Origin of the sequence: Terrirubrum flagellatum (assembly GCF_022059845.1) — a bacterium.
Classification (GTDB): Bacteria; Pseudomonadota; Alphaproteobacteria; order Rhizobiales; family Beijerinckiaceae; genus Terrirubrum; species Terrirubrum flagellatum.
In genome coordinates, this window is the sequence record NZ_CP091851.1 from 1,391,959 (window position 1) to 1,410,099 (window position 18,141).

The 18,141-nt window shown below is 63.1% G+C and carries 20 protein-coding genes; 6 read left to right on the forward strand and 14 right to left on the reverse strand.

Annotated features, from left to right (window positions below):
• Positions 1 to 43 precede the first annotated feature (43 nt).
• Entirely contained in the window at positions 44 to 349 is a 306-nt protein-coding gene (locus tag L8F45_RS06780) for a nickel-binding protein (RefSeq protein WP_342362118.1), read from the reverse strand.
• Positions 350 to 527: 178 nt separating this feature from the next.
• Between L8F45_RS06780 and L8F45_RS06785 the strand changes: the two genes are divergently transcribed.
• Positions 528 to 1,442 carry a LysR family transcriptional regulator gene (locus L8F45_RS06785; RefSeq protein ID WP_342362119.1) on the forward strand — a complete coding sequence of 305 codons (915 nt, stop codon included), beginning with the start codon at positions 528 to 530 and terminating at the stop codon, positions 1,440 to 1,442.
• An 11-nt stretch (positions 1,443 to 1,453) separates the two neighbouring features.
• On the opposite strand, the gene L8F45_RS06790 is transcribed toward L8F45_RS06785, so the two are convergent.
• From L8F45_RS06790 to L8F45_RS06800, 3 genes are all read right to left on the reverse strand, one after another.
• Positions 1,454 to 1,924: a DUF1801 domain-containing protein gene (locus L8F45_RS06790; protein ID WP_342362120.1), complete on the reverse strand. Its 471-nt coding sequence runs from the start codon at positions 1,922 to 1,924 to the stop codon at positions 1,454 to 1,456.
• Positions 1,925 to 2,050: 126 nt separating this feature from the next.
• Positions 2,051 to 3,310, reverse strand: a complete 1,260-nt coding sequence (locus L8F45_RS06795; RefSeq protein WP_342362121.1) for a hypothetical protein — start codon at positions 3,308 to 3,310, stop codon at positions 2,051 to 2,053.
• Between the two features lie 135 nt (positions 3,311 to 3,445).
• Positions 3,446 to 3,925, reverse strand: coding sequence for a DUF1801 domain-containing protein (locus L8F45_RS06800; RefSeq protein ID WP_342362122.1), 480 nt, complete (start codon positions 3,923 to 3,925; stop codon positions 3,446 to 3,448).
• A 156-nt stretch (positions 3,926 to 4,081) separates the two neighbouring features.
• On the opposite strand from L8F45_RS06800, the gene L8F45_RS06805 reads away from it, so the two are divergent.
• Positions 4,082 to 4,525: an SRPBCC family protein gene (locus L8F45_RS06805; RefSeq protein ID WP_342362123.1), complete on the forward strand. Its 444-nt coding sequence runs from the start codon at positions 4,082 to 4,084 to the stop codon at positions 4,523 to 4,525.
• 19 nt (positions 4,526 to 4,544) lie between these two features.
• Here L8F45_RS06805 and L8F45_RS06810 read toward each other — a convergent pair whose 3' ends face one another.
• The 6 genes from L8F45_RS06810 to L8F45_RS06835 form a co-directional block, all read right to left on the reverse strand.
• Positions 4,545 to 4,955 (reverse strand): GFA family protein, encoded by a 411-nt coding sequence (locus L8F45_RS06810; protein ID WP_342362124.1) that lies wholly within the window; start codon positions 4,953 to 4,955, stop codon positions 4,545 to 4,547.
• Positions 4,956 to 4,981: 26 nt separating this feature from the next.
• Positions 4,982 to 5,203, reverse strand: a complete 222-nt coding sequence (locus L8F45_RS06815; protein WP_342362125.1) for a hypothetical protein — start codon at positions 5,201 to 5,203, stop codon at positions 4,982 to 4,984.
• A 36-nt stretch (positions 5,204 to 5,239) separates the two neighbouring features.
• On the reverse strand, positions 5,240 to 5,665 hold the full coding sequence (locus L8F45_RS06820) for an SRPBCC family protein (protein ID WP_342362126.1): 426 nt from the start codon (positions 5,663 to 5,665) through the stop codon (positions 5,240 to 5,242).
• Positions 5,662 to 5,985 carry an ArsR/SmtB family transcription factor gene (locus L8F45_RS06825; protein ID WP_342362127.1) on the reverse strand — a complete coding sequence of 108 codons (324 nt, stop codon included), beginning with the start codon at positions 5,983 to 5,985 and terminating at the stop codon, positions 5,662 to 5,664. Before L8F45_RS06825 ends, L8F45_RS06820 begins: the two co-directional genes overlap by 4 nt.
• 161 nt (positions 5,986 to 6,146) lie before the next feature.
• On the reverse strand, positions 6,147 to 9,755 hold the full coding sequence (locus L8F45_RS06830; protein WP_342362128.1) for an autotransporter domain-containing protein: 3,609 nt from the start codon (positions 9,753 to 9,755) through the stop codon (positions 6,147 to 6,149).
• A 193-nt stretch (positions 9,756 to 9,948) separates the two neighbouring features.
• Entirely contained in the window at positions 9,949 to 10,347 is a 399-nt protein-coding gene (locus L8F45_RS06835) for a TfoX/Sxy family protein (protein WP_342362129.1), read from the reverse strand.
• Positions 10,348 to 10,545: 198 nt separating this feature from the next.
• Here L8F45_RS06835 and L8F45_RS06840 point away from each other — a divergent pair, with 198 nt between their 5' ends.
• Positions 10,546 to 11,349 (forward strand): class I SAM-dependent methyltransferase, encoded by an 804-nt coding sequence (locus L8F45_RS06840; protein WP_342362130.1) that lies wholly within the window; start codon positions 10,546 to 10,548, stop codon positions 11,347 to 11,349.
• A 74-nt stretch (positions 11,350 to 11,423) separates the two neighbouring features.
• Here the strand turns inward: L8F45_RS06840 and L8F45_RS06845 are convergent, their stop codons facing one another.
• Together L8F45_RS06845 and L8F45_RS06850 are read right to left on the reverse strand one after the other, a co-directional pair.
• Positions 11,424 to 12,890 (reverse strand): mannitol dehydrogenase family protein, encoded by a 1,467-nt coding sequence (locus tag L8F45_RS06845; protein WP_342362131.1) that lies wholly within the window; start codon positions 12,888 to 12,890, stop codon positions 11,424 to 11,426.
• 64 nt (positions 12,891 to 12,954) lie between these two features.
• A complete protein-coding gene (locus L8F45_RS06850; protein WP_342362132.1) occupies positions 12,955 to 13,761 on the reverse strand; it encodes a 2-keto-4-pentenoate hydratase in 807 nt (268 codons plus the stop codon).
• Positions 13,762 to 13,859: 98 nt separating this feature from the next.
• On the opposite strand from L8F45_RS06850, the gene L8F45_RS06855 reads away from it, so the two are divergent.
• Genes L8F45_RS06855 through kduD form a run of 3 tightly spaced genes read left to right on the forward strand, consistent with a single transcriptional unit; the run spans position 13,860 to position 16,200 of the window.
• Positions 13,860 to 14,567, forward strand: coding sequence for a GntR family transcriptional regulator (locus L8F45_RS06855; protein WP_342362133.1), 708 nt, complete (start codon positions 13,860 to 13,862; stop codon positions 14,565 to 14,567).
• A 30-nt stretch (positions 14,568 to 14,597) separates the two neighbouring features.
• The gene (kduI, locus tag L8F45_RS06860; protein ID WP_342363384.1) at positions 14,598 to 15,440 is read left to right on the forward strand and encodes a 5-dehydro-4-deoxy-D-glucuronate isomerase; all 843 of its coding nucleotides are present in this window, start codon (positions 14,598 to 14,600) and stop codon (positions 15,438 to 15,440) included.
• A gap of 7 nt (positions 15,441 to 15,447) precedes the next feature.
• Positions 15,448 to 16,200, forward strand: coding sequence for a 2-dehydro-3-deoxy-D-gluconate 5-dehydrogenase KduD (gene kduD / locus L8F45_RS06865; protein ID WP_342362134.1), 753 nt, complete (start codon positions 15,448 to 15,450; stop codon positions 16,198 to 16,200).
• A gap of 14 nt (positions 16,201 to 16,214) precedes the next feature.
• Here kduD and L8F45_RS06870 read toward each other — a convergent pair whose 3' ends face one another.
• Positions 16,215 to 16,733, reverse strand: coding sequence for a GNAT family N-acetyltransferase (locus L8F45_RS06870; protein ID WP_342362135.1), 519 nt, complete (start codon positions 16,731 to 16,733; stop codon positions 16,215 to 16,217).
• Positions 16,733 to 18,139, reverse strand: coding sequence for a glucuronate isomerase (uxaC, locus tag L8F45_RS06875; protein ID WP_342362136.1), 1,407 nt, complete (start codon positions 18,137 to 18,139; stop codon positions 16,733 to 16,735). Before uxaC ends, L8F45_RS06870 begins: the two co-directional genes overlap by 1 nt.
• Positions 18,140 to 18,141: the final 2 nt, after the last annotated feature.

Here is an 18,141-nt window from a genome sequence, read left to right on the forward strand (position 1 = left end):
GGGCCCGCGCAACTGCGCGCGGGCCGGATCGCGAGCGGCTGGATTACTCCGCCGCGATCCTGACTTCCGATGGATCGTCTCGCACGATGACCGTGCTCGCGACGCGCTGGAAGTCGTCTCCGGGCATGCCGACGCGGCGCGCATGCTCGCGAATGGACTCGCCATCGCGCGCTTCATAGATGCAGACGGTGCCGATGCGGCCGTCCGCCTCATGCACGACATAGCTTCGAATCCAGCGCACGCGGTCGGCCATCTCTTCATTTCCGATGCGGGCGGACTTGGCGCCGGCGAGCTCGAGCTCCTCGATGCTGGCCCAGGCGCTCGGGCGACGAATGACATAGAGATCCATTGACTTTCTCCATTGCAAGGCGAGCGTGGGCGCGGCCCTCGCTCGACGTGAAAGAACGATTTGAAATGCATCGGCGAGAGCCCGACGCCTCAAAGGCCCTGGCCGACGCGCCCCTATTGCACGCGCAATGACATAAGTCGTATTTTGATTTCATATTCTTCCGATAAGGAAAACTTTTATGAGAAGCGTGAACCTCGATCATCTCCGCACGCTCATCGAAGTGATTGATCGCGGCAGCTTTTCCTCAGCCGCCCGACAGCTCAACCTCACCCAGCCGGCGGTCAGCCTTCACATTCGCGCGCTAGAGGAGAGGTTCGGCGTCGATCTCATCGAGCGCGCGGGAAAGAGCACGACTGCGGCGCCGGCGGGTCTTGAGCTCGCCTCACATGCGCGTGCGATTTTCGAGAGCTGCGAGCGCGCAGCGAGTTCGATGAAGCGTTACAGGGAGGGATGGGTCGGCCGCGTTTCTCTCGTCACGACTCTGACGACGCTCAATTATCGCCTGCCGCCGGTGCTGAAACATCTTCAGCAGGTCGCTCCCGGCGTCGAGCTTCTCGTCAGCAACATGCCGACGCGCGACGTCGTCGAGAAAGTCGCGCGGCGCGAAGCCGATTTTGGATTCGTGATGCTGCCGATCCCGGAATCGCGGCTGAAGGTCACGCGCCTCTGCGCGGAAGAGATCGTCGCCATCTTTCCCCGGCGAGCGCGCGATATTCCCGATGTCGTCACGCCTGAATTCGTCGCCCGCGCGCCACTGATCATGGAGCATACACGAGGCTCCATCAACGCGTTCGTCGAGCAATGGCTGGCGCGCGCGAATCTGACCGTCGATCCCACGATGAGGATCGGCAATATCGAGGCGATCAAGACGCTGGTCGCCGCCGGCCTTGGCATGTCGATCGTGCCGCTCGCGGCGATCGGCCTCGCCGGCAAAGAGCTCGCATGCCGCCCGCTGCGGCCCGAAATCAAGGCGGCGGTCGGCCTGGTCGAGAATGAAAAGGCGCCGCGCAACAAGGCCGCCGACATGGTGCGGCCGGTTTTCCTGCAGTTGCGCAATCCGCCCGCGCGGACGAAAAGCCGCGCAACGGAATGAGCCGGTGCGGCTCAGGGGCCCTTCGGCTTTTTCGCCGGGCGGGCCGCCGCACGCGAGACGTTCAGCGCCACGGCGGCGCGAATGAGCGCCTTGAACGCCTTCTCATTGATCGTGTCGCCCTCATGAATGTCGATGGCGCGCCTGACGGCGCCGTCGAGGCTGGAGTTGAATAGGCCGGACGGATCTTCAAGCGCCGCGCCGTTGGCGAAAGTCAGCTTCACCGCCGCCTTGTAGGTCTCGCCGGTGCAGATCATGCCGTCACGCTCCCAGACGGGAACGCCGTGCGGATTCGACGGCTTCCGCCATTTCACCTCTTCGACGATGTCAGGATCGGCCTCTTTAATGAGAGCGCGAACGCGCGCCAGCGTCTCGCCGCGCCAGTCGTTGAGGGCGTTGATTTTGGCGGAGATGAGGGAAGAGGGGGAGGGGGGGAGCGCTTGTGGGGTCGTGCTCTTCTTCATGGTAGCTGTCGCTTTTCTCATGACCATTGTCGCCCCCTCGTCGCGTGATTTAGTCCGCAGAGTGGGCTAGTCGAAAACATGACTTACTTACTTGGTACATCGGAAGCGACAGATTATATGTTGCTAGTCCATGCTACGTGTTCTCACCTATGGAGAGTTTGCCTCAACGCCAGGAGGCAGGATGCGCCACTTTCCTCTCTGCAAAGGAATCAGTCGCTGGATTGAAATCACGTCGGGGTCCGTCAGCTCACGATGGCTGAACGTTCCGCCCTGTTGAACTTTCGCGGCATCAGTCATCTTTTTCATCTCCGCCACGATCCGGTCATTAGCTTCCTTGTTTTCGTTGTGATCGAAGGGTTTTGCTCGCTGCTCGAGATTCATACCGAACCGCTTCCAGATTCGTGTGGTCAAAAACGTGTCATCGTTCGGAGGCACAGAAGCGATCCGAAATAGCCCCTGTGCTTTGTCGGCCTCTGGCAAAGCGGAGTAATGCGCGTCGAGCGCTTGCAAATCGACTTTTAGCTCGTCTCCCGACACAAACCGCTGCCGAGCGCTAAGGAACAGGGGCACTGTTCTCCTATGCAGCTTATCGTTTGACACAAACATCATCGCGAAAGGCAGGTAGTACAAATACGCGATATCTGTTCGATTGCTTGGGCGATCGGGTGAGATCAGCCCCTTATCCACCGCGAGGTTAAAGAAAATCTCCACAAGCAGACAATGGGCTGTATAGGGAGCGTATGTCGGTAGTGGTGGTCCGCCCAGTTTCTTCCATCGATTCAGCACAAACTTCCATTGCCCCGGATCGAGACCAAGCAAGGCATATGCGGTTTTCAGCGTTGCGAACCGCTGTCCGTTTCCTTTCACAACCTCTTTCGCGATAGCGAACGCGTCCTCAATTGTCTTTGGAGAGTCGTTAATCTTCAGCGCCGCCTTGACGAGCTTCGCCATATCGGCGTGCTTTGCTGCTTTCAATTGTTCACGCCAATGAGATGCAAATTCACGCTCAAGTTCGTGGAATCTTCCACGTTGCCAGCGGTCAAATGCTTTAGCCTCGGGGCTTTGCTCGTATACAACTCCCACCTTGCCATCGCCTTGTCGCACCGCGCGACCGCCCGCAATTGCCGGAACGCGGCGCATTTCAACCGAGTGCCCCAACAGCTCTCCGACACATAACGTGGAGTGCGATACGTTGGGTGCTGAATGCAAGATTGGAGTCTTGCGAGCTACATCTGCAACGATTTTCTCTACTGTGCGCTGACCTGGCGGCTCTTTTGAAAGGTCCGCAAGGACTTCTGTATAAAAGATCGGACAAATTACGGACGAATAGAGCGAATCGAAAATCGTCGCTTCGTCGAGATTCAGCATTTCGATAAATGACTTGTCGAACAGAGCGATTGGACCCATCGGGCCGATCCTTTATTAGCCAAGTAGTCGATTCGGCCATTGAGTTGCTACAAGCGTATCATGTGATGGTTGATCCGACATGACACTGTCGACAAGCTCTCGGCGCTTCTATGAACCTCTCGCTCCTCCGCCCCCTCACATCCTCTCCCCCCGCAACCCGCTCGCCTGCTTCACCCAATCCATAAACTGCGTCTCGTCGATCTCCTCGTCCTCATGGATGTCGAGATAGCGCACATCCCTCTGCTTTGACTCCCCCGGCGGGAGAGGGCGCAGCGACGCGCCTCTAGAGAAAGCCACCTTCACGTATTTCGTGAAGCAGTGAAAGCTCAGGAGCCAATCCTGCTTTTCGCCGGCCGGCGCCGGCGCGCCATAGAAGGGCGAGTTCCATTTCACCGCCTTCACGACGCCGGGGAGGGCCCGCGCAATGAGGGCGTCGAGGCGGCGGCCGACATCGCGCTTCCAGCCCGGCATGGCTGCGATATAGGCCTGCACCGGCGCATCGCCATCGCCCCTGGCGATCTGGGGATTGCCGCCGGAGAGCAGAGCCGGCTTCGCAGCGCTTCGCTTCGTCGTCTTCGCGGCTTTCGCCGGCTTATCCGACATTCTCTTCGCCATCGCGTTCGCTCCCGCTGAATTTCTTTTTAACGAACGGCCGCGCCATTCGCCTTGTTCAGACCTCTCCCTCCCTGAGGCTGGACCGGACCGGCGGCTTCTGCGCTACAACGGCGCCACAAGAAGCCGCGATCCCTGCGGCCGCAAGGGAGAAACATCATGCCCGGAACTGTCCGCCTGCACCGCGTCCTCGCGACGAAGCCTGAGAAGATCTATCGCGCCTTCCTCGAGCCCGACGCGCTGGCGAAATGGCTGCCGCCGAACGGCTACACCTGCACCGTGCATTCCTTCGACGGGAAAGTCGGCGGCGCGTTCAAGATGTCGTTCCGCAATTTCACCACCGGCCACAGCCATTCCTTCGGCGGAAAATATCTGGAGCTCTCAGCCAACGAGCGCATCCGCTACACCGACGTCTTCGACGATCCCAATCTGCCCGGCGAAATGCATGTGACGGTGACGCTGAAGAAAGTCGCCGTCGGGACTGAATTGAATGTCGTGCAGGAGGGCATTCCCGATCTCATTCCGGAGGAAGCCTGCTATCTCGGCTGGCAGGAGTCGCTGAAGAATCTCGCCAGACTGGTCGAGCCCGAGATCAATCAGTAGCGTGGAATAAGTCGCGCGTTTATCCGCCTGGCGGCAGCCCCTCGAACGCGCGAACGCCCTCGGCGACAAGATGGAAAGGCTGTCCCTCGGCGGTGAAGATCGCCATGCGCGCGCCGCCATAGACCGAGGGATCATCGAGTGTGCCGATCTTCAGCACCACCGGCGGCAGGCCGGGGCGGCGCGTGATCATATGCGTTCCGCATTCGGCGCAGAATTCGCGCGTCACGGCGTCGATCTTGTCAGGCCGCGTGTAGGTTTTCGGCGCGCCACTGGTGTAGCGAAAGCCTTCCGCGGGCATCAGCATGAAGAGATTGGGCGCGCCGCCCGAGATGTGCTGGCAGGCCCGGCAATGGCATTGCGCGCGCAGGATGGGCTCGCCTTCTGCGACATAGCGCACCGCGCCGCAATAGCATCCGCCTTCAAGCCGCATCGATGTTTCCTTCTGTCGCCCTCAACTCAGCGCGCGCCTTGCGCGTCGCGCTCCTTCGCGACGTAGGGCAGCACGAACATATACAAGCCTGTCAACAGCAGCAGGAAAAGCGGGGCGAGCGGGGAATAGACGATCCAGCCGGGAGGTTGTCCGACGAGGCCCATGGCGATGAAATTCGCGACGACGGTCGCGGTGAAGATGATCGACATCCAGCGATGGAATTGCCGGACCCACGCGTTCCAGTTCAATGCGGCCTCCTGTCGATGAATCGAAGCGCGGGGATTTCACTCCGCTCGCGCGAGAACCTCTTCCAGCTTCTCGAAGAAGCCCTGCCAGCCGTGCCTTGCGCCGCCGAAGGCCTGCTTCTGATCGGGGCGGAAGCCTGATTGCTCCATGCGCAGATGAGTGCCTCCGCTCGTCGGGGTCAGCGTGAAGGTCACGACGCTGGCAAGATTGTAGGCGGGGTCATCATGCGCGAAGTTCCAGCTGTAGGAGAGCGTTTTGTTCGGCTCGATCGCGAGCACTTCGCAATCGAGCACGCCGCCCCATTCGCCGCGCAGATTGAAGCGATGGCCGACGGCCGGCTTGAAGTCGTTCTTCATCAGCCACTCCTCGATCAGGTGCGGTTGCGTGAGCGCGCGCCAGAGTTTTTCCGGGGGATGAGGCATCTCGCGCTCGACAATCACGGTGCGCGTTTCGGTCGAATTCATTGGTCCATCCTTTTGAGCAGTTCCTCGAGATCGTCGAAGCGGCTCTCCCAGAAGCCGGCCATCCCGCGCGTCCAGTCGATCAGCGGCGCGAGCGCGGCGAGCTGCGCGGTGTAATGCGTCTGGCGGCCTTGATGGCGGTCGCGCACGAGGCCGGCCTGTTTCAGCACGCCCAGATGCTTGGAGACGGCGGGCTGCGACACGCCGGCCTTGGCCGTCAAAGCCCCGACCGTTTGCGCGCCGTCGCGGCACAGCCGCTCGAAGATCGCCCGCCGCGTCGGGTCGGCGAGCGTCCGGAAGAGAAGATCGTGAGCCTCAGACATCCGAAATTGATAACCCGCCAGCTATGGGTTTATGCATAGCTCGCGGGTTATGGATGAGTCAAGCGAGGGCGGATTCGATACGCGATGGCGAGCGCTCCGGAAGGAGCGCGGTTTCGAGAGGATGCAAGGTCGGTGGGAAGCGAGGCTGTTTGATGCGGCGTTTAGAACGTCACGCGCAAATGGCCGCGCACGGTCTGATCGGCAGCGTTGTCGCCGAATTGACCGCCATAGGAAACAGAGAACACAGCGCCCGGCGCCAGCTTCACTTCGAGCCCCGCCTCCACGACGGCGGCGTCGCGCGTGATCGGGGCGCCGGCGATGGTGAACGGTGTCGAACCCGCGGCGAAGCTCATCACCGAAGTCGGCGCATCGTCGCCATAGAGATGGCGCCAGCCGAGCGCGCCCTTGAGCTGCGCTTCGATTCCGCTGAACGCGAATTGGCTCGCGGCGCGCAAGCCGAGCGTGCTGAACGTCGCTTGCGTCGCGTCGCCGCGCACGATCAACGCCGCATCTCCGCCGCGCTGCGTGAAGCCGCTGGTGTCGAGATTGAGATAGGCGAGGGTGGCGTAGGGCTCGAGCGCGACGCCGGCGAAATCGAAGCGATAACCGAGATCGCCGAAGAGCTGCGTGACGCGAGCCCGGTAATCGGCTGTCAGACCATTCGCGAGGATCTGGCTGAAGGACTGGCTCGTCCCGATCTCGCGCCAGGTGTGGCTTGCGCCGATGCGCAAGCCGAGCGGCCCCCATTGAGCGCCGCCATAGACGCCGAGATGATAATCATCGCTATGCCCGGAAGAGCCGAGACTCTTCACGGAAAATTCGTTGCGGCTGTAGCCCGCGAGCAAACCTGCGCGCCAGCCTGCGAAAACGGACGCGTCGGCGCCCACAAAAAAGCCGCCTGTTGAGCGGCTGAGCGTCGAGGCGTTGCCGTCGCCTTTCGTGCGGCCCCAGGAGCCGAACGCTTGTCCCCACATGGTGAAGTCGGCGCGACCTGCGTCGCATTGTTCTTCTGCCGGACGCTGCAGTTTCGGCGCGGCGACGCCGCAGAACGCATCGCGCATGCGGTCGATCGCGGCGTTGCGAACGAAATGGCTGGTTTCGATCGCCGCCGTCTTGGCGGACGAATGGATTTCGCCGGAGAGTTGCTGGAGCGCGAGGCGCGCACGGTCCAGAGTCGGTTGGTCGAGCATGCCGGTATGCACCGTGTTATCGGCCGGCAGGCTGTCGACGGCCTTGCCCGTCTCGGTCTGGTTCGGCGTTGTTCCGACGCCAGCGATGCTCTGCGTCTGCACGACGGTGAGATAGGCGTTGTTGGCGTCGTAGATGTCGCGCAGGCTGAGGAAGGGCGTGAGCGCGAGATCGTCGAACGCATAGACGCCGGTCACGCCGCCGCTCGCCGTCAGGATGGTGAAGCGCTGGCCCGCGACATAGGACGCGCCGGTGTAGTTGACGACGGAAAGGCCTGCGCCGCTCGCCAGCGTCGCGCTGCCATTGACGCGAATGAGATCGGAACTGCTCGTCGCGGGAGCGACCTCCACCTGATAGATAGAGCCTGTGTTCTGGACATAAGCGCCGTTGATCGTGAGCGTTCCGATCGAATTGCCGGGCGCGATCGTCGCTCCCGACAAAACCGTCGTCGCGCCGACAACGCCGGAGCCGCCGAGCGTCGCGCCGGCGAGCACGGTCACGGCTGAGCCTGACAGCGAGCCGTTGACCGAGAGCCTGCCGGCCTCGACCGTCGTCGCGCCGGTGAGGCCGCTGGCGCCGGTCAGGTTCAGGCCGCCGGCGCCGCGCTTGGTGAAGGGGCCGGCGCCGTTGATCTGGTTGGCAAAGCTCGCGTTGGTCGGCTGGTCGATGATCAGCGCGCCGTTGTTGGCGATCTGACCGACGCCGAAGCTCGTGGCCGAGCCGATCAGCGTGCCCGCCGAGATGGTCGTGCCGCCGCTATAGCTGTTGGCGCCCGTCAGAGTGAGCGAGCCGGCGCCGAGCTTCTGCACGCCGCCTGTCCCCGAGATCGCGCCGGCGAAGGTGATGTCGTCCAGGCGGTTGAAGGCGAGCGCGCCATTGTTAATGACGTCGCCCGCGATCGAGCCCGACGCGCCGCCATTGCCGAGCTGCAGCGTGCCCGCCGAGATCGTCGTCCCGCCGGTGTAGCTGTTGTTCGCCGTCAGGATGGTTGTGCTCGAGCCGATCTGCGACACTGTGCCCGAGCCGGAAATAAGGCCGCTGAAGGTGTAGGCGTCCGACCGGTTGAAGGCGAGGGCGCCATTGTTGATGACGTCGCCCGTGATCGAGCCCGACGCGCCGCCGTTGCCGAGCTGCAGAGCGCCAGCCGAGATCGTCGTCCCGCCGGCATAGGTATTGGTCCCGGTCAGCACCAGCGTGCCGGCGCCGGTCTTGGTCAGCGCGCCGGCGCCGCTGATCGCGCCTGACCAGGTCAGATCGGCGTCGGTCTGGAAAACGCCGCCGCCGGTGTTGATCGTCGCGTTGCGAGCCGAAGTAAAGCTCGCCGTGGTTCGCAGCGTTCCGCCGTCGAAGGTGATGGCGCCGCTGGTCGCGCCGAGGCTGGCGTCGCTGGCGATCGACAGGACGCCGCCGAGCAACTGCCACGGCGTCACGGCCGTGCTGGCGCCCGTCAGCGTCCAGGCGCTCGCGCCAATCTTCTGGAACGCGTCGAAGTTCTGGTATTGCGCGGTCGCGCCGATCGTCGAGGCGTCGAAGCTGGCGTCGGCGGTTCCGCCGAGCTTGAGGACGTCGTTGAGCCCGGTTGGGCTGGCCACGACATTGCCGAAAATCTGCGAGCCGGCCTGAAGTTCAAGACGAAGTTGAGTCGACGCACCCGTATTGATCGCGATGGCGTTGGCCGAGCCGCTGCCGGCGCGGATCGTGCCACTGTTGATGACGGAAACATTCCAAGAGGAGCTGTCGATCGCGATCGCGGCCGCACCGTTGCCGCCTTCCAAAGTGCCGGAATTGGTGATCGTGGTGTTGGTTCCGCGACCGGCGACCGCAGCAGCGCCTACCCCGACACCACTAAGATCGGAGCCGCCGCGGATCGTGCCGAAATTGATGAGGGTCGCAGGTTTGGCAGATGAGCCGACCAAAAAAGCGCCCGCCCCGACGTGGCCCGCCACCTGGCTATTCCCGCCCTGAATGACGCCGCTGGCGTTGTTGATCAGCGTCGCGCCAGTGTTGAGAATATTGACGCCGGAGCCGTTGTTTCCGAGGCCGCCGCCTTGCCCAAGTCCGCCGGCGACTGCGCCATTGTTGATGAAGGTCACGACATTGGTGAGCGAGACGCCGAGGCCGCCGGAATTGCCCGCGCCGCCTGTGATGGACCCATTGTTGATGACCTGGGCGGTCGTGCCGCCGACTGTCGCGATGCCGCTATTGACGACAAGCCCGACACCGGCGGAGCCTGCGGAGGCTCCTCCTGTAAGCGTTCCGGCAAAAGTCAGTGAGCCGCTGGGAAAATTGCCGTTGAACGTGATGCTGCCTGCTGTGATCCCAGACAAAACGAAGCCCTGCGTGTCGATCGTCAGGGACTTTGACGGATTGGGCAGCGATCCGGCTATCGTGAAGCTCTGGGTCGCGATAATCGTCGAACTCGCATCCGGGCTCGCATTCGCCGCAGCAATGGCGTTGTTCAGTTCCGTTGCATCGCTGACGAAATAAGTCGCGGCCAACGCCTGCGGCGACGGCAAACATGCGATCGCGAGCGCCGCGTAACTGGAATTCACAAGAATTCGCCGCTTAATCGCGTTCGCCACGATCGCCCCTGTCGCCTGACAATCATTCTGCGAATCGCGAATGACGCACGGTCATCGTAATAATCAGAAACATCATCAAGCAAGGCGGCGCCGTTTGGATGACAGCGTGTTAACGAGCGGTTGCGGATTGTTGCGACAAAGCGATGACGCTGCGAGGCGCGCGTCTTTTGCGCGAGGCGTCACACATGCGCATTCATTGCGCTTGTCGCTTCATTCTTTTGCGCTTTGGCGCGATCTTGCGCGTCGTCTTCTCGCGCTTCGCCGCCACGCGTCGCGCAGCGCCCAGCGCCGCGCGTCCCCAGACGAGGAATTCGTCGGGCTCGTCGAACAGGCGGTCGGGAACGCGCCAGAATGAGAGATCGATGTCGGCGCCTTTCTTCCGGTAATTCAGCGGCGGCTCTGACGCCGCTTCCTTGAGCGCCACGCGATTTTCGTCATCGACGCGGAAATAGAGCGCGTCGTCGCGCACCATTCCGAGCATCAGCCCGTCGCAGAACAGGCCCGTCTTGCCGAACATGCGACGCGTCGTGATATGGCCGAGCGGTTCAAGCTGCTCGCGAAGAAAATCAGAGAAGCTTTCGCTCGCGACCATGCTGTTCCCTGTGCAACCGCAGTCGTAGAATCCTTTGGGCGCGGTCAGCGATCTTCGCCGCCGTCCGCGCGCCGTCAATGGCGCGATTGACGCCGTTCAATCTGCAATGCTGCTCATCGCCAGCGAGATTGCCACCATTCGGATGCGCGCATAGCGTTATTGTCGGTCAGTGGCGTTCCAATGCGAAAGGGAGCCGGCATGTCATCTCCGGTGGAGGAAAACGCACAACAATATAGCGACAGCCGGAAACTCGCCGCGCGGGCGCGTCTCAACCGGGAATATACGATCGCTGACGCTCCCTGGTTTCCCTGGGTCGCGCGACAATTGTCGCTGACGACCGGAGATCGCGTTCTCGACATCGGCTGCGGTCCGGGCTGGTTCTGGGCCGCATCTGCAAGCGCGCTGCCGAAAGGGTTGAAACTTGTGCTTGCGGATATGTCGCCCGGCATGGTCGCCGAAGCGGTGGAGCGCTGCAACTCGCTGCCATTTGCTTCAGTCGAAGGCCGACAAGCAGACGCCGCGGCCCTTCCATTCGAAGACTGCGCCTTCGATGCGGTCGTCGCCATGCACATGCTGTATCATGTCGCCGATCCGGCGGCGGCCATTGCGGAAATGTGGCGCGTGCTGAAGCCGGGCGGCCTGCTTGCGGTCACCACGAACGGCGCTGACAATATGCGCGAGATCTATGCGTTGACGACGGTCTTCGGCAGCGCTCCATCCGATCCGGCGGCGGCCTTGTTCGGCTACGACGCAGCCGAACGCCTGATGCAATCGCAGTTCGGCAATGTCGCTTACTCCGATTATCCGGCGAAACTCCGGATCACCGATCCCGAGGACATATTCCTGGCGCTCACATCCTATCCGCCCGGAGATCGCGCCAGTGAAGCTCAGCAACAGGCTTTCCGCGACGCGATCACGCTTGCATTCCGGCAAGGGAATGGCGCGCTCGAATCGAGGAAGCAGACCGGATTGTTCCTCAGCAGAAAATTGAAAACCGTCTGATCAGAGAGGCGCCGCCTGAGCTCGGCGATTGGCTGGCGTCACTCGGCTCAAGACAGACGGCGGCTCCCCGGATTTCAAGCCGCTTTCGCCGCGGCGCGCGCGCCATCCTGCAGGATGCGCGCAAGCGCGCTCTGCACGGCGGCGCGGAACGTCGCATTCTCCGGCAGGTCTGAGCCGAAGATCGTGTCGAAGCGCAGCAGCGCCGCGCTGAGTCGACCTGCGTCGCGGCCTGCCGCGTCGGCCGCCGCGCGCAATTTGTCGGCGAGGGGATCGCGCACCTCGATCGCCTTGCCGTTCTCGTCGACGCCCATGACATATCGCATCCAGGCGGCGACGCCGGTGGCGAGATGCGCGATCGGCGCGCCTGATTTCAGACGTTCGCGGATCGTGCCGAGCAGGCGCTGCGGCAATTTCTGCGAGCCGTCCATGGCGATCTGCCAGGTGCGGTGACGGATCGAGGGATTGCGGAAGCGATCGAGCAGCGCCTTCGCATAGGCCGGCAGATCGGCGCCCGACGGCGGCGGCACGGTCGGAATGATCTCGCGCCAGAGCCCTTCGAGAAATTGCGCCAGCACGGGATCGCCGCTCGCCTCCGCCACCGTCTCATGGCCGGAGAGATAGCCGAGATAGGCGAGCGAGGAATGCGCGCCGTTGAGCATGCGCAGCTTCATGAATTCGAATGGCGCGACGTCCGACACGATCTCCGCGCCGACCTTCTCCCAGGCCGGGCGGCCATTCGCGAATTCATCCTCGATCACCCATTGGCGGAAGGATTCCGTCGTGACGACGGCGCGATCCTCGAGGCCAAGCGCCTGCGCGGTCGCGGCGATGTCGGCGTCGGTCGTCGCGGGAACGATGCGATCGACCATCGTCGAGGGAAAGGCGCCGTTGTTCTCGATCCATTGCGCCAGCGCATCATCGACAAGCGCGGCGTAGGCGAGGGTGAGGCCGCGAACCACTTCGCCGTTCGACGGGAGATTGTCGAGCGGCATCACCGTGAAGGGGCCAAGGCCGGCTTTGCGGCGCGCGGCAAGGGCCGCGACGATCGTTCCGATCGCCGAGCGCGGCGTCTCCCGATGTTCGAGATCATGCGCGATATCGGGATGCGCCGCGTTGAGGCGCCCCGTCGCGGGATCGTGGCAATAGCCTTTCTCGGTCACGGTCAGCGACACGATGCGCGTATCCGCTGACGCCATGCGCGCGATCAGGCCACGCGGATCCTCCGGCAGAACCGCGAGCGCGTTGAGCGCGCCGATGGCGACGCGCTTCTCGCCTTCCGCGCCGCGCACGGCGATGGTGTAGAGCCCGTCCTGCGGACGCAGCGTCTCCACGACGTCAGGACGACGCATGCTGACGCCGCACACGCCCCAGGGACCGAACTCCTTCGACAGAATCTCGTCGGTGTAGTCGAGCAGATGCGCGCGCGAGAACGCGCCGATCCCGAGATGCACGACGCCCGTCTTCAGCGCGGCGCGATCATAGGAAAAGCGCCTGACATGGGTGGGAAGGCGGTCGAACGTGGCGAGGGACAGGCGCGTCATCGAAGGCGATCAGAATGTAGGAGTGGGCGGCGACCATAAGGCCGCCGCGGTGAGCGGGAAAGCGTCAGGCCCTCGGCTCGGCTTTCTCGGCGACGGCTTCAAACACGATGTCGTCGACAAATTCGAAGCGCACACGGTCGCCCGGTTTCACCGGATGGATGCCCGTCGTCATACCCGTCGAAACCAGATCGCCCGATGTGAGCGAGCGCCCGCGTGAAGCGAGCTGCGCGACAAGAAACGCCAGCGCCGCCAGCGGTCCGCCGAAGACGCGTGACGCATCGCCTTCGCCAACATTCGCGCCATTGACCAGAGCGCGCGACGTCAGGCTCGCAAGCGGGCGCGTGCGCCAATCCTTGATCTCGGGGCCAAGCAGCAGTCCGGAATTATTACCGAAATCTGAGATGACTGATGTCGGGCCGAGATCATTGATGCCGCCGAACGGGCTGCTCGCGATCTCCGCGCCCGCATGCATCGCTGCGATCTTTGCAGCGAGTCGGTCTTCGCTGGCGGCGTCGTCAGGCGCAATCGTTGCGCCAACGCGGAAAATGAATTCGGCTTCGACCGCGGCGAAGCCGCCGGCGAAAATCGCGAAGGAGGGAACGGCGTCGCCGCCCGCGCGCTTAACCTTGCTTGCGAAGGCCGGACCGGCGAGACGCGCGGCGCCGAATTTCTCGCGCAAATCAGGCGCGATGCCCGCCACTTTCCAGCCCGTGATGCGGTCTTGCCAGCGCGCAATCGCGGCTTCCTGCACGGCGTAGGCGTCGGTCAACGTCGCCGGCAATTCGCCGGGATAGACGGCGATTGGCGCGGCGCGGCGGCGGGCGTCGGTGAAGGCCGTGGCGATGTCGGCCGCGCTCTTGGTGTTCGTCATAGTGTCGCTCGCTTCGCCCCCAAGCCCGCTTGTGTCCGCGATTGGCCGCCGCCGCAACCCGCCTTGGACAATCTTGTATGGCGTGGTATGGCAGTTTCATGCCCCAGGCAATGACGCCCGTTCTGCGCGCCTTTCCGCCCGACGATCCCGGCGGCGCCTCGCTCGCCGATCAGGTCGGCCGGATGCTTCGACGCGCGATCGTCACGCTTGAGCTGCCGCCCGGCGCGCGCCTCTCCGAGAACGATATCGCGCTGAAGTTCGGCGTGTCGCGGCAGCCGGTGCGCGAGGCGATCATCGCGCTCTCGAAGATCGGACTGGTGCGCGTGATGCCCCAGCGCGGCACCATCGTCGTGAAAATCTCTACGCGGCAGATGGAGCAGGTGCGTTTCACGCGCGAGGCGCTGGAGACGTCGATCGCGCGGCGCGCCTGCGATCGCTTCGCTCCCGTCATTCGCGCCAGCCTCGACTCGATTATCGCCGCGCAAATTACGGCCGCGGAGGCGGGGGATCATCCGGCCTTCCAGACCCATGACGAACGCTTTCACGCCGCGCTCGCCTCCGGCGCCGAAGCCGATCTCGCCTGGGCTCTCGTCGTCGACATCAAGCATCACATGGATCGCGTCTGCCACCTGACGCTGTGGGATCGCGACGCGATGCTCGCCATCGTCGATCAGCACAAGGCGATTATCGCCGCGATCGACGCGCGCGACGCCGACGCCGCCGAGCAGGCGATGCGCTGCCATCTCACCGAAATTCTTCGCTCGCTGCCGCGCGTGCTCGCGGAGCAGGCGGAGCTGTTCGAGTAATCCAAGAGGGGAAAAGTCGGCATGAGCGCCATCGACATCGAGATCAGGCACGCCATTCATCCTGATCATGCCGAGAGCTTCAATACGGAGGAGCTGCGCAAGCATTTTCTTGTGACCGGCCTGTTCACGCCTGGCCGCATCAAGGCGGTCTATACGCATTATGACCGCATGGTCGTGTTCGGCATCGCGCCTGCGACAGGCGCGCTCTCGTTCGGCCAGGAGCTTGCCGATCTCGTCAAATCGCCTTTCTTCCTGTCGCGGCGCGAGATCGGGATTTTCAATGTCGGCGGCGCCGGCAGCGTGATTGCCGACGGCAAAGGCTATGAACTCGACAAGGGCGACGCGCTCTATCTGCCGATGGGGACGAAGACGCTCGCCTTCGATAACGCGAACGCTTCATCGCCCGCGAAATTCTACGCCTGCAGCGCGCCGGCGCATGCGGCGCATCCGGCGAAATTGTTCAAGGCGTCAGCGATGAAGGGCGACCAGCTCGGCGCCGTGGAGACGTCGAACAAGCGCGTGCTGACGAAATACATGCATGTCGATGATCTCCCGACATGCCAGATCGTCATGGGCTACACCCGGCTCGAAACGGGCAATGTCTGGAACAGCATTCCGCCGCACACCCATGATCGGCGCATGGAGGCCTATCTCTATTTCGATTTGCCCAAGGATCAGGTCGTCGTGCATCTCATGGGCCGGCCGCAGGCGACGCGTCATCTGATCGTGCGCAATGATGAAGTCGTGCTGTCGCCGCCCTGGTCGATCCATTGCGGCTGCGGCACCTCGAATTACGGGTTCATCTGGGCGATGGCGGGCGACAACCAGACTTTTACGGACATGGATCCCGCGCCTGTCAGTTCGCTGCTGTGAGGGTGTGATGAAGGCGTTTGATCTCGCGGGAAAGACGGCGCTCGTCACCGGCGCCAACACCGGTCTCGGTCAGGCGATCGCGATTGCGCTCGCTGAAGCGGGCGCGCGCGTCGCGCTCGCAGGCCGCTCCGCAATGGATGACACGCAGGCGCGCATCGCGGCGCTTGGGCGAGACAGCCTCGCGATCAAGGCTGATTTCGTCACGATCGAGCCGGTGCAACGCGTCATCGACGAGGCGGTGAAGTGGGGCGGCGCGCTCGACATCCTCGTCAACAATGCGGGCATCATCCGACGCGCCGATGCGGTCGATTTCACCGAGGCCGACTGGGACGCGGTGATGGATACGAATCTGAAATCCGTTTTCTTCCTCTCGCAAGCGGCGGCGCGTCACATGATTCCGCGCGGCGCCGGCAAGATCATCAATATCGCTTCGCTGCTTTCATTCCAGGGCGGCATCCGCATTCCCTCCTATACCTCGTCGAAAAGCGGACTTGCCGGCCTGACGCGTCTGCTCGCCTGCGAATGGGCGCCGAAGGGGATTAATGTGAATGCGATTGCGCCGGGTTATTTCGTCACCAACAATACGCAGGCCTTGCGCGAGGACAAGGAGCGCAGCTCAGCGATCCTTGCGCGCATTCCCGCGGGACATTGGGGCGATCCGAAAGAAATCGGCGGCGCAGCGGTGTTTCTTGCTTCGGATGCGGCCGCCTATGTTCACGGCGTCGTGCTGCCGGTCGATGGCGGCTGGCTCGCGCGCTAGCGCGCCCTTCAGTTTTATCGCGCGAAGACGATCGTTGGATGATCCTTGTAGGTCGTCCGGCGGATTTCGCGATAGCCGCATTTTTCCGCGACGCGTCGTGACGCCTGATTGTCCGGCGCGATGATGCAGACGGTGTGGCGCTTTGCGAAATGCCGGTCGCCCCATGCGAGTGCTGCATTCACCGCTTCCGTGGCGTAGCCCTTGCCGTGCGCCGAGGGCGAAAGCACCCAGCCGATCTCGGGCGCGTCGCCAAGCGAAGGCGTGATGTCGCGACGATAGTCTGCGAAACCGATTTCGCCCACGAACGCGCCGCTGTCTTTTTCTTCGACGACCCAGTAGCCGAAGCCCATGAGCGCCCAGTGGCCCACATAGCGCAGAAGGCGCGACCAGGATTCCTCCTGCGTGAAGGGACGTCCGCCAATGAAGCGCGTGACGTCGGCGTCGGCCCATAGCGCCGCGGTGAGAGCCGCATCTTCAACGCGATGGCCGCGCAGCCTCAGCCGCGCGGTTTCGATGACGGGAGCTTCGCTCATCAGAGATTGTAAGCCTGCTTCGCCAGGCGATAGGCGAGATCGTGCGCGACTTCCCGCGCTTCATCCTCGTCAAGGCGATGTTCGGCGACGAGGCGCGCGAGATAGGCGCAATCGCAGCGGCGCGCCATATCGTGGCGGGCGGGGATCGAGAGATAGGCGCGCGTGTCGTCGTTGAAGCCGACCGTGTTGTAGAAGCCGGCGGTCTCCGTCGTCAGTTCGCGGAAGCGGCGCATGCCTTCCGGCGCATCGAAGAACCACCAGGCCGGGCCGAGCTTGAGGCAGGGATAATGGCCGGCAAGCGGCGCGAGCTCGCGGCTGTAGCTCGTCTCGTCGAGCGTGAACAGGATCACGGTCAGGTTGGGTTCATTGCCGACCGCATCGAGCAGGGGTTTGAGCGCGCGGACATAATCGGTGCGCGTCGGAATATCCGCGCCCATGTCGCGGCCGAACGCTTCGTAGAGCCCGGCGTTGTGGTTGCGGAACGATCCCGGATGAATCTGCAGCACAAGCCCGTCGTCGACGCTCATCTTCGCCATCTCGGTGAGCATCTGGCCGCGGAAAAGATCGGCCTCTTCCGCATTTTCCTGTCCTGCAACGACTTTCGTGAACAGTTTCTCGCATTCCGCCGCAGAGAGATTGGCGGTGCGCGCGGTGAGATGGCCGTGATCGCTGGAGGTCGCGCCGCGTTCAATGAAGTAGGCGCGCCGTTTGCGATGCGCGGCGAGATAGCCTTTCCAAGTGCGCGCGTCTTCGCCTGATATCTCGCTCAATTTGTCGAGATTGGCCTGGAAGCCGTCGAATTCGGGGTCGATGACAGAATCAGGGCGATAGGCCGGCACGACCTTGCCTTTCCAGCCCGAAGCGCGAACCATGTCATGATATCTCAAGTCATCGAGCGCGGCGTCGGTGGTCGAGATTGCTTCGATCTTGAAGCGCTCGAACAGCGCGCGCGGACGAAGCTGCGGCGAAGCGAGCTTGTCCGCGATGAGGTCGTAGAGCTTGTCGGCGTTCTCGGGCGACAGACGCTCCTCAATGCCAAAAATGTCGGAGAGCGACTGCTCGAACCAGAGGCGCGTCGGCGTTCCCCGGAACAGACGCCAATGCTTCGCCAGCAGGCGCCAGATCTTGCGCGTATCCTTCTCGACCGCGCCGCCATCCTTGCGGGGAATGCCCAGTTCTTCCAGTCTCACTCCCTGGGAATAGAGCATACGGAAAACGTAATGGTCCGGCTTCACCAGCAGCGTTGAGGGGTCGGGGAAGGCTTCGTCGAGCGCATACCAGCTCGGATCGGTGTGTCCGTGCGGGCTGATCAGCGGCAGGCCGCGCACGTCGTCATAGAGGCGGCGCGCAATCTCGCGCGTCGAGGGATCAGCGGGAAACAGGCGGTCGGGATGAAGAAGGCCCATCA